Below are 9123 nucleotides of genomic sequence, written 5' to 3' on the forward strand. Positions count from 1 at the left end.
GGCCTGAGGGCCGTGGCGGGAGGGCGCCCGGACCCGGGGTCAGGCCGCCTCGACGACCCGTACGCGGATCGCCTCGGCCCACTCGACCACCAACAGCTCGTACTCCGTGCGCTCCTGGGCCGACAGGGTGCCGCCCGCACGCAGCCACAGCGCCCGGATCTGCTCGTTCACCTCGGCGGCGGACCGCACGGAACCAGGGGACGGGGATTCGGGGGACATGCCGAACAGCCTAGGCGCAAGCACTGACGGTGCGCTACCGGGTGGCTACGCAGAAGGTATGCGGTTGGTCACCGGTGCCGGCCGCCCCTGTGCTCGTTGCGGCGAACTGCCGTGCGGTTTCTGGAAGTTGCCCACGTCATAGGCGGGCCGTCCGGGACCGGAAGATGTCCGAAAACCGGGAGGGCGGGCGTACCCCGGCCCGCCGGCTCAGCCCGCCGATTCGGCGGCGTGGGGACTGAGCACCCCGGCGCCGACCAGCGCGATGATGACCACGCCCAGGGCCACGCGGTACCAGACGAACGGCATGAAGCTCTTGTGGGAGATCCACTTCATGAACCATGCGATGACCGCGTAACCCGAGGCGAACGCGATCACCGTCGCGAACAGGGTCGGCGGCCAGTCCACATGGCCCTCGCCCAGTGAGTCCTTCACCTCGAAGGCGCCGGAGGCGAGGACGGCCGGGATGGCGAGCAGGAACGAGTAACGGGCCGCCGCCTCGCGCCGGTAGCCCATGAACAGCCCGCCGCTGATCGTCGCACCGGAACGGGACACGCCCGGGATGAGGGCGCAGGCCTGGCAGAGGCCGAAGATCAGGCCGTCCCTGACCCCGAGGTTCTCCAGTGTCTTGCGCTGCTTGGGCGCCCGGTGCCGGCCGCCGGTCTCGTCGCGGGCCGCCAGCCGGTCGGCGACGCCGATGACCAGGCCGACGACGACGAGCATGGTGGCGGTCACCCGCAGATCGCGGAACGGCCCCTCGATCTGGTCCTTCAGCGTCACGCCCAGCAGGCCGATCGGGATGGAGCCGACGATCACCAGCCAGCCCATCTGCGCGTCCTGGTCGCGCCGCCTCGTCCGTTCGAACAGCGAGCGGAACCAGGAGGAGATGATCCGGCCGATGTCCTTGCGGAAGTAGATGAGGACGGCGGCCTCCGTGCCGATCTGCGTGATCGCCGTGAAGGCCGCGCCCGGGTCCTTCCAGCCCGAGAACGCCGCGGTCAGCCGCAGGTGCGCACTGGAGGAGACGGGGAGGAACTCGGTCAGCCCCTGGACGAGTCCGAGGACGAGGGATTCAAACCAAGACATGAAGGTATGGCGTCCAAGCGCTGTTCGAAGATGAGGTGATCATGTGACGGACGAAGCGTAGCGGGCCCGGACGGCAGGGCGGCACCAGGGGCCGGAGGGCCGCCGGCCCCCGCGGGCGGGGATCCGGTCACGCGGCCGTCGGCCCCGTGAGGGTCCAGCCCGGGGCCTGCGGACGGGCCGTCAGGTCCTCGTGGCGCACCGGGTCACCGCAGGCCCCGCAGGTGACCACCGGCACCAGTGCGCCGCCGCAGGAGTGCTCGACGGTCATCGGCAGGTCGGTGCCGTTGCGGAGGTGGCGGTCGCCCCACTCCTTGAGGGTCATCAGGACCGGCTCCAGCTCCAGGCCCGCCTGTGTGGGGCGGTACTCGAAGCGCTGGGGGCGCTCGCTGTAGAGGCGCTTGGTGAGGACGCCGGCCTCCACGAGCCGGCGCAGCCGGGCGGACAGGATGTCGCGCGGGGCGCCGGTGTTGCGCACGAGCTGGTCGAAGCGGCCGTTGCCCAGACACACCTCGCGCAGGACGAGCAGGGAGTACTTCTCGCCGACCACCGCCAGCGTGTCGGCGATGGAGCAGGGGCGCGGGTCCTTCATGGCGGCCATGCGGACCAGTCTAGGTGAGGGTTTGATTTTCCAACTCACCGGGTTATGGTGGGTCCGGATTTCCTACTCACCGGTAGCCCTTCCGATCACCGCTGGAGGCCCGCACCATGCGAGACGCAGTCGTCATCGAAGCCGTACGCACCCCGATCGGCAAGGGCAAGCCGCACGGCTCCCTCGCCCACGTCCACCCCGTACAGCTCCTCGCGCACACCCTGCGCACCCTGGTCGAACGCTCCGGCGTCGACCCGGTGCTCATCGACGACGTGATCGGCGGCACCGTCGACCAGGTCGGCGAGCAGGCCATGAACACCACCCGGTACGCCGTCCTCGCGGCCGGCCTGCCCGAGTCGGTCCCGGCGACCACCGTGGACCGCCAGTGCGGCTCCTCCCAGCAGGCGGTGCACTTCGCCGCGCAGGGCGTGCTCTCGGGCGCGTACGACGTCGTCGTGGCCTGCGGGGTGGAGTCGATGAGCCGGGTGCCGATGTGGTCCAACGTGCCCGCCGGCAAGGACCCGTTCGGGCCCGGCGTCGCCGAGCGCTACCCCGAGGGACTGGTCCCGCAGGGCATCAGCGCCGAACTCATCGCCGCCAAGTGGTCCCTCACCCGCGCGCGGATGGACGAGTTCGCCGTCTCCTCGCACCGCAAGGCCGCCGCCGCGTGGCGCGGCGGACTCTTCGACGCCGAGGTCGCCCCGCTCGACGGCGTCGCCCGCGACGAGTGCGTCCGCCCGGACACCACGCCGGAGATCCTCGCCGGCCTCAGGCCCGCCTACCACGACCCCGGTTTCGCCGAACGCTTCCCGCAGATCGAGTGGAACGTCACCGCCGGCAACGCCAGTCCCGTCAACGACGGTGCCTCCGCCGTCCTGATCACCTCCGGCGACACCGCGGCCCGGCTCGGCCTGCGCCCGCTGGCGCGCCTGCACAGCTTCGCCGTGACCGGCTCCGACCCGCTGCTGATGCTCACCGGCGTGATCCCGGCGACCGAGAAGGTACTGCGCCGGGCGGGCCTGCACCTGGACGACATCGACCTGTTCGAGGTCAACGAGGCCTTCTCCAGCGTGGTCCTCGCCTGGCAGCATGAGACCGGCGCCGACCTCGCCAAGGTCAACGTGCACGGCGGCGCGATCGCCCTGGGCCACCCGCTCGGCGCGAGCGGCACCCGGCTGACCACGACCCTGGTCCACGCCATGCGCGAACACGGCGCGCGTTACGCCCTGCAGACCATGTGCGAGGCGGGCGGACTGGCCAACGCGATGATCCTCGAAGGCGTCTGAGCCCTCAGCGGCCGGGCAGCCGGTGGCGCTTGCGCCAGGCCACCACCGCGCCCGCCAGCGCCGGTACGGCGATGCAGGCCATCGCCAGCAGGAAGGCCGGGGAGGTCGGCGCCGAGGCGCGGGCGCCGGCGACCGCGTAGGCGGCCGTGTTCGGGATCGAGCCGAGCCCCGTGGCCAGCAGGAACGGCAGCCAGCCCATGCGGGAGACGGCCGCGCAGTAGTTCGCCGCCCAGAACGGCACGCCCGGGAAGAGCCGTACGGCCAGCATGGACCGGAACCCGTGCCGGCTGAGCTGCCCGTCGGCCGCCTTCAGCCAGCGGCCCCGCAGCAGCGGGCGCAACGCGTCCTGCCCGAGCATCCGGCCCAGGGCGAAGGCGACCCCGGAACCGAGTACCGTGCCCGCGAGCGCCGTCGCCAGCCCCAGCTGGGAGCCGAACAGCGCGCCCGCGGCCAGGTTCAGCAAGGGGCGCGGTACGAAGGCCACCGTGCACACCCCGTACGCCGCCGCGAACACCACGGCCGCCGCGGCTCCGCCGAGCTGCGGTGGCAGGCCGTGCGTCAGCAGCCGCTGCGGCTGGAACAGCAGCACGCAGACCGCGGCGCCCGCGAGCAGTGCGAGCAGCAGCGACAGCCGGGCGTAGGGGGACAGCAGGGTGGCGGCGGCCCGGGGGGAGGCCGTGGCGGTGCCAGAGCGGTCGGCGTCGAGCATCCGGCGACCCTAACCGACGAACCCGGGTGAGCGCCGTGAGCTCCAACTCACCCGCGCCGAAAACCGTTCGGCGAACGGAAATTAGTTCGACACCGGGCGGGCCGTCGGTGAGGATCGAGCACATGTTCCGGTACGCCTTCCTCTTCGCAGCATCCGCCGTCGCGGATGCGCCGAAGGCTGCCGTCCTGCTCCTCGCGGCCGCTGTCGACGGCGCCCGAAGCTGACCCTCTCCGGATCGTCCGGCGGACCCCGCAGGGGGAGGGTCGGCGAGTCCCCGGGGTCCCGCATCCTTCGTCACGCCCGAGAGGCTTCGAGGTACCGCCATGTCCAAAACGGCCTACGTGCGCACCAAGCCGCACCTCAACATCGGCACCATGGGTCACGTCGACCACGGCAAGACGACCCTGACCGCCGCCATCACCAAGGTCCTCGCCGCGCGCGGCACCGGCGGCACCACCGCCTACGTTCCGTTCGACCGCATCGACCGCGCCCCGGAGGAGGCCGCCCGCGGCATCACCATCAACCTCGCGCACGTCGAGTACGAGACCGACACCCGGCACTACGCCCACGTCGACATGCCGGGTCACGCCGACTACGTCAAGAACATGGTCACGGGCGCCGCCCAGCTCGACGGGGCCGTCCTCGTCGTCTCCGCGCTCGACGGGATCATGCCGCAGACCGCCGAGCACGTGCTGCTGGCCCGGCAGGTGGGCGTCGACCACATCGTGGTCGCGCTGAACAAGGCCGACGCCGGGGACGAGGAGCTGACCGACCTGGTCGAGCTGGAGGTCCGCGACCTGCTCACCGCCCAGGGCTACCCGGGCGACGCCGTTCCGGTCGTACGGGTCTCCGGGCTGAAGGCCCTGGAGGGCGACCCGCGCTGGACGGCGTCCGTGGAGGCGCTGCTGGACGCGGTGGACACCTACGTCCCGGTGCCGGAGCGGTACGTCGACGCGCCGTTCCTGCTGCCCGTCGAGAACGTGCTCACCATCACCGGCCGGGGGACCGTCGTGACCGGTGCCGTCGAAAGAGGGGTGGTCGGGGTCGGCGACCGGGTCGACGTGCTCGGTGCGGACGTGCAGACCGTCGTCACCGGCCTGGAGACCTTCGGCAAGCCGATGGCGCAGGCGCAGGCCGGCGACAACGTGGCGCTGCTGCTGCGGGGCGTGCCCCGGGACGCCGTGCGGCGCGGGCACGTGGTCGCGGCCCCGGGGAGCGTGGTGCCGAGCCGGCGCTTCACGGCGCGGGTGTACGTGCTCTCCGGGCGCGAAGGGGGCCGTACGACGCCGGTCACCACCGGATACCGGCCGCAGTTCTACATCCGGACGGCGGACGTCGTCGGGAACGTGGACCTGGGCGAGGCGGCGGTCGCCCGGCCCGGGGAGACGGTGGAGATGACCGTGGAGCTGGGGCGGGAGGTGCCGCTGGAGCCCGGGCTCGGGTTCGCCGTCCGTGAGGGCGGGCGCACGGTGGGCGCGGGAACCGTGACCACCGTGGAGTGACGCGGAGGCGTGCGGGAGGACCGTGCGGCCCTCCCCGGCCGGCCGCGCGGTTCCGCGCCCCGCGTCCTCGCGCGTCACAATGAACGGGTGACCGAGCAGATACCCGTTTCCCGCACCACGGACCACGGCACCGCCAAGCTGATGCCCGACGTCGACCGGGAACGGGCCTGGCTGCTCACCGTCGACGGGGCGCCGCAGTCCTACGTCGATCTGGACGATCCGGCGTACCTGGAGTTCGAGTACGCGCGGCGGCTGGGCTTCGTGCTGGACGCCGTCTCCGCCCAGGGTGCGCCGCTGGACGTGGTGCACCTCGGCGGGGGCGCGCTGACGCTGCCCCGGTACGTGGCCGCCACCCGGCCCGGGTCCCGGCAGGACGTGGTCGAGGCCGACCGGGGGCTGCTGGAACTGGTCACCGAGCGGTTGCCGCTGCCGCAGGGCTCGGGCGTGGCGCTGCACGCGGCCGACGCCCGGGCCTGGTTGGAGGAGGCGCCGGACGACCACGCCGATGTGCTGGTCGCCGACGTGTTCGGCGGGTCCCGGGTGCCGGCCCACCTGACCACGCTCCCCTACGTCCGCCAGGCCGAGCGGGTGCTGCGGCCCGGCGGGGTGTACGTCGCGAACCTCGCGGACGCGGCGCCGTTCGGCTTCCTCCGCTCCCAACTGGCCAACCTGGCGGCCGTGTTCGAGGAGACGGCGCTGATCGCCGAGCCGGCGGTGCTGCGCGGGCGGCGGTTCGGCAACGCGGTGGTCGTGGCCTCGCACCGGCCGCTGGACGTCGCCGCGGTCGCCCGCCGCGCCGCGGCGGACGCCTTTCCGGCGCGCGTCGAACACGGCCCGGCCCTGGGGAAGTTCATCGGCTCGGCCCGACCGGTGCAGGACACCGGCGCGGTGCCCTCGCCCGAGCCCCCCGAAGGGGCGTTCGGCATCGGCTGACGCCGCCGGGCCGGCCGGTCGTGCGATGGCCCGGTCCGGCCCGGTCCCGGCCCGGTCCCGGTCAGTCCACGAGCGGATCGCCGTGCAGGCGTACCGTGGTGAGGATCTTGTCGATGGTCGCGTCGGAGAGTTCGTCCTTGACGCCCTTGGCGCCGTACAGCGTCCAGGAGACGAAGCTGCCGGTGGAGTTCTTGAAGGCGAACGTGACGGCCTTGCCGTCGGTGTCGCACTTGTGCTTCTTCGGTACGCCGACGACGTACGACCTCGCGACGCTGCCCTTGACGCCCGACGCCGTCGTGAAGGGTGCGGCCTTGCCGATCCGCAGGTACTTCTTGGCGGCCTTCGACTGGTCGGTGTACCCGCCGAACGCGAAGGTGGCCGCGTCGCCGCGAGCGATGCTCGCGGTGTCCTTGGCGCCGTTCTCGCCCTTCGTACCGCTGCCCGCGAGCGCGTGCGACGCCTTGTAGCCGCTGTCGTCGGAGACGCAGTGGTCCGGCTCCAGGAACGCGGGGCCGGAGAAGCCTATGTACGCCGAACCGTCGCCCTTCTGCTCGTCCTGGAAGAAGGAGAAGACGCCGGGCCGCTCCACCTCCCAGTCGGCCGGCACGTCGAAGGCCGTGCCGTACTTGGGGTTGATTACGACCTTCCAGCCGGGAACCGTCGGCTTCTCCGACGCGCCCGAGCGCGGGTTGTCGGTCGCGGTCGAGGTGGGCGAGGCGGGCGAGGAGCCGGCCGGCGACGGGCTCACGCTCCGTCCGCCCTTGCCGTCGTCCGCCTCGTCGTCCTTGCCGCCGCCCAGTACCAGATAACCGGTCACGGCGGCGGTGACCACGACGGCCGCGGCCGCGACGACCGCGATCAGCTTGGTACGGCCGCCGCCGCCCCGCGGGGGCTCGGGCACCGGCGCCGTCGGGGGCTGCCCCCACTGCTGCTGTCCGTACGGACCGGGCTGCGCCTGCTGTCCGTACGGGCCGGGCTGCTGCTGCCCGTAGGGGCCGGCCTGCGGGTGCTGCGGGTAGCCGGGCTGCTGGTACGGGTTCGGCTGCTGGTAGCCGGGCTGCTGGTACGGGTTCTGCTGGTCGTGCTGCGGGTTCTGCGCGCCCCCTGGCGGCTGCTGATCTGGCCACATGGCCCGTAACCCTAGTGCGCTTCACTGGCCAGCCTTCGCTACTCGTGAGTAACATGACGTCCATGAGCGCAGACCAGATGTCGATCGGCGAGATGCTCGCCGCCACCGTGCCCATGGCCCGGACGCTGAACCTCGAGTTCCTGGAGACGACCCCCGACAAGGCCGTGGTGTCCCTGCCGGACCAGGCCGAGTACCACAACCACGTGGGCGGCCCGCACGCCGGTGCGATGTTCACGCTCGGCGAGTCGGCCAGCGGTGCCATCGTGCTGGCCGCCTTCGGGGACCAGCTCTCGCGTGCCGTACCACTCGCCGTGCGGGCCGAGATCGCCTACAAGAAGCTGGCGATGGGCGCCGTCACCGCGACCGCCACGCTGGGCCGTCCGGCCGCCGAGGTCGTCGCGGAGCTGGACGCGGGCCGGCGCCCCGAGTTCCCCGTGTCGATCGAGATCCGGCGCGCGGACGGCGCCGTCACCGGCGAGATGAGCGTCCTGTGGACCCTCCGCCCGGCCGAACAGGGGAAGTGAGCCGCACGACCACGTCGGCCGTCCCGGCCGGAGCGGCGCCCTCCCGGGGGCCGCTCCGGCCGACGCGTCCGCGCGTCCGGCCCGCGGGCGGGGGTCTGTCCGCGGCCGTGGCGGCGTGCCGAAAGGTGGGAACTTCGTCGGTCATCCGGCCCCCGCCGAGCGGCAGTTGACCGTCGTTCCCGCTCCCTTCCGGGGGATACCGGCGGTAACCATTGGGTATTTCACCGACTTCACCGCGGAGGGCATTCCCACTTCTTGTTTCCGGCGAGCAGCGTGTGTCAGGGTGAGCCTCCCCCACGGGAGGGCAAAGGCGGACGTCGACGTCCAGGCCGGCCCTTTAGGTATGCACCAATCAGGCACTGCTTTCCGACAGGACCAACTCGCGCGTGCGGTCCTGCGGCTGGAAAGGAAATGGTTCCGTGCAGTCCCCTTACCCCCCACGCCCGTCCCACCCGCCCCTGCCCGGCCCCGCCGGGGAGCCCGACCGCGCCCTCGTCGCCCGGCTGACCGGCCCGGAGGACGGCCGCCACCACGCCGTCGCCCTGCTGCTCGCCCGGCACTGGCCGGCCACCCGCGACTACGCCGTGGTCTGCCTCGCCGCCGCCGGACCCACCGCCCAGCTGGTGGCCACCGCGGCCTTCCACCACGTGCTCGGCCGCATGCCGAGCGCGGTGACCGGCGGCGCCCTGCGCCCCCATCTGCTCGTCGCCGTCCGGGACATCGTCCGCACCTGGGCCGCGGACGACGTCGCCTGCATCGCCCTGTCGGAATTGCGCAAAACCACCGGCGGTCGCGGACTGCGCGCCACAAAGCCCGGACCGCCGGAAAGCAGGCAGCTCGCCGCCCGCGCATTCCGGGCCCTTCCGGGCGCCGCGCAATGCCTTCTCTGGCACGCCGAGGTCGAAGCCGAACCCATAAACATACCAGCCGGTCTGCTGGGCCTCGAACCAGCCGCCGCCCTCACCGCCCTGGAGCAGGCGCGCGAGCAATTCCGCGCCGGTTGCGTACGCGCCCACCGCGAACTCGCCCCCACCCCGGAATGCCGTTTCTACAACCGGCTCCTGGATGTCCCCATCCGCCGCGGCGGCACCCTGCTGCCGGAAGTGCGCCGGCACCTGACGGTGTGCCGCCACTGCCGGCACGCCGCCG

General features: G+C 72.6%; 9 protein-coding genes and 1 pseudogene. 5 read left to right on the plus strand and 5 right to left on the minus strand.

Going from position 1 to position 9123, the window contains the following annotated elements; genetic code table 11:
• Positions 1 to 39: 39 nt before the first annotated feature.
• The 3 genes from IE312_RS00325 to IE312_RS00335 form a co-directional block, all read right to left on the minus strand.
• Positions 40 to 219, minus strand: coding sequence for a hypothetical protein (locus IE312_RS00325; protein ID WP_189977121.1), 180 nt, complete (start codon positions 217 to 219; stop codon positions 40 to 42).
• A 207-nt stretch (positions 220 to 426) separates the two neighbouring features.
• Positions 427 to 1302, minus strand: coding sequence for an undecaprenyl-diphosphate phosphatase (locus tag IE312_RS00330; RefSeq protein ID WP_189977123.1), 876 nt, complete (start codon positions 1300 to 1302; stop codon positions 427 to 429).
• Between the two features lie 127 nt (positions 1303 to 1429).
• A complete protein-coding gene (locus IE312_RS00335; RefSeq protein ID WP_189977125.1) occupies positions 1430 to 1900 on the minus strand; it encodes a winged helix-turn-helix transcriptional regulator in 471 nt (156 codons plus the stop codon).
• Positions 1901 to 2007: 107 nt separating this feature from the next.
• Between IE312_RS00335 and IE312_RS00340 the strand changes: the two genes are divergently transcribed.
• Positions 2008 to 3177 carry a thiolase family protein gene (locus tag IE312_RS00340; protein WP_189977127.1) on the plus strand — a complete coding sequence of 390 codons (1170 nt, stop codon included), beginning with the start codon at positions 2008 to 2010 and terminating at the stop codon, positions 3175 to 3177.
• 4 nt (positions 3178 to 3181) lie between these two features.
• Here the strand turns inward: IE312_RS00340 and IE312_RS00345 are convergent, their stop codons facing one another.
• Entirely contained in the window at positions 3182 to 3886 is a 705-nt protein-coding gene (locus IE312_RS00345) for a TVP38/TMEM64 family protein (RefSeq protein WP_189977129.1), read from the minus strand.
• 323 nt (positions 3887 to 4209) lie between these two features.
• Here IE312_RS00345 and tuf point away from each other — a divergent pair, with 323 nt between their 5' ends.
• The gene (tuf, locus tag IE312_RS00350; protein ID WP_189977131.1) at positions 4210 to 5388 is read left to right on the plus strand and encodes an elongation factor Tu; all 1179 of its coding nucleotides are present in this window, start codon (positions 4210 to 4212) and stop codon (positions 5386 to 5388) included.
• Positions 5389 to 5475: 87 nt separating this feature from the next.
• Complete coding sequence (locus tag IE312_RS00355) at positions 5476 to 6321, plus strand: spermidine synthase (RefSeq protein WP_189977133.1); 846 nt, start codon at positions 5476 to 5478, stop codon at positions 6319 to 6321.
• Between the two features lie 61 nt (positions 6322 to 6382).
• Here IE312_RS00355 and IE312_RS00360 read toward each other — a convergent pair whose 3' ends face one another.
• Positions 6383 to 7450, minus strand: coding sequence for a DUF8017 domain-containing protein (locus IE312_RS00360; RefSeq protein ID WP_189977135.1), 1068 nt, complete (start codon positions 7448 to 7450; stop codon positions 6383 to 6385).
• 53 nt (positions 7451 to 7503) lie between these two features.
• Here IE312_RS00360 and IE312_RS00365 point away from each other — a divergent pair, with 53 nt between their 5' ends.
• Positions 7504 to 7974, plus strand: coding sequence for a DUF4442 domain-containing protein (locus IE312_RS00365; protein WP_229898955.1), 471 nt, complete (start codon positions 7504 to 7506; stop codon positions 7972 to 7974).
• Between the two features lie 419 nt (positions 7975 to 8393).
• Positions 8394 to 9123, plus strand: a pseudogene (locus tag IE312_RS38295) (RICIN domain-containing protein); the annotation flags it as partial.

It is taken from the genome of Streptomyces capoamus, assembly GCF_014654935.1.
GTDB lineage: Bacteria > Actinomycetota > Actinomycetes > Streptomycetales > Streptomycetaceae > Streptomyces > Streptomyces capoamus.

Excerpts from the sequence above, each read along its gene's own strand:
- IE312_RS00330 (WP_189977123.1), bottom strand. The coding sequence starts at position 1,302 with ATGTCTTGGTTTGAATCCCTCGTCCTCGGACTCGTCCAGGGGCTGACC.
- IE312_RS00345 (WP_189977129.1), bottom strand. The coding sequence starts at position 3,886 with ATGCTCGACGCCGACCGCTCTGGCACCGCCACGGCCTCCCCCCGGGCC.
- IE312_RS00360 (WP_189977135.1), bottom strand. The coding sequence starts at position 7,450 with ATGTGGCCAGATCAGCAGCCGCCAGGGGGCGCGCAGAACCCGCAGCAC.
- tuf (WP_189977131.1), top strand. The coding sequence starts at position 4,210 with ATGTCCAAAACGGCCTACGTGCGCACCAAGCCGCACCTCAACATCGGC.
- IE312_RS00335 (WP_189977125.1), bottom strand. The coding sequence starts at position 1,900 with ATGGCCGCCATGAAGGACCCGCGCCCCTGCTCCATCGCCGACACGCTG.
- IE312_RS00325 (WP_189977121.1), bottom strand. The coding sequence starts at position 219 with ATGTCCCCCGAATCCCCGTCCCCTGGTTCCGTGCGGTCCGCCGCCGAG.
- IE312_RS00340 (WP_189977127.1), top strand. The coding sequence starts at position 2,008 with ATGCGAGACGCAGTCGTCATCGAAGCCGTACGCACCCCGATCGGCAAG.
- IE312_RS00365 (WP_229898955.1), top strand. The coding sequence starts at position 7,504 with ATGACGTCCATGAGCGCAGACCAGATGTCGATCGGCGAGATGCTCGCC.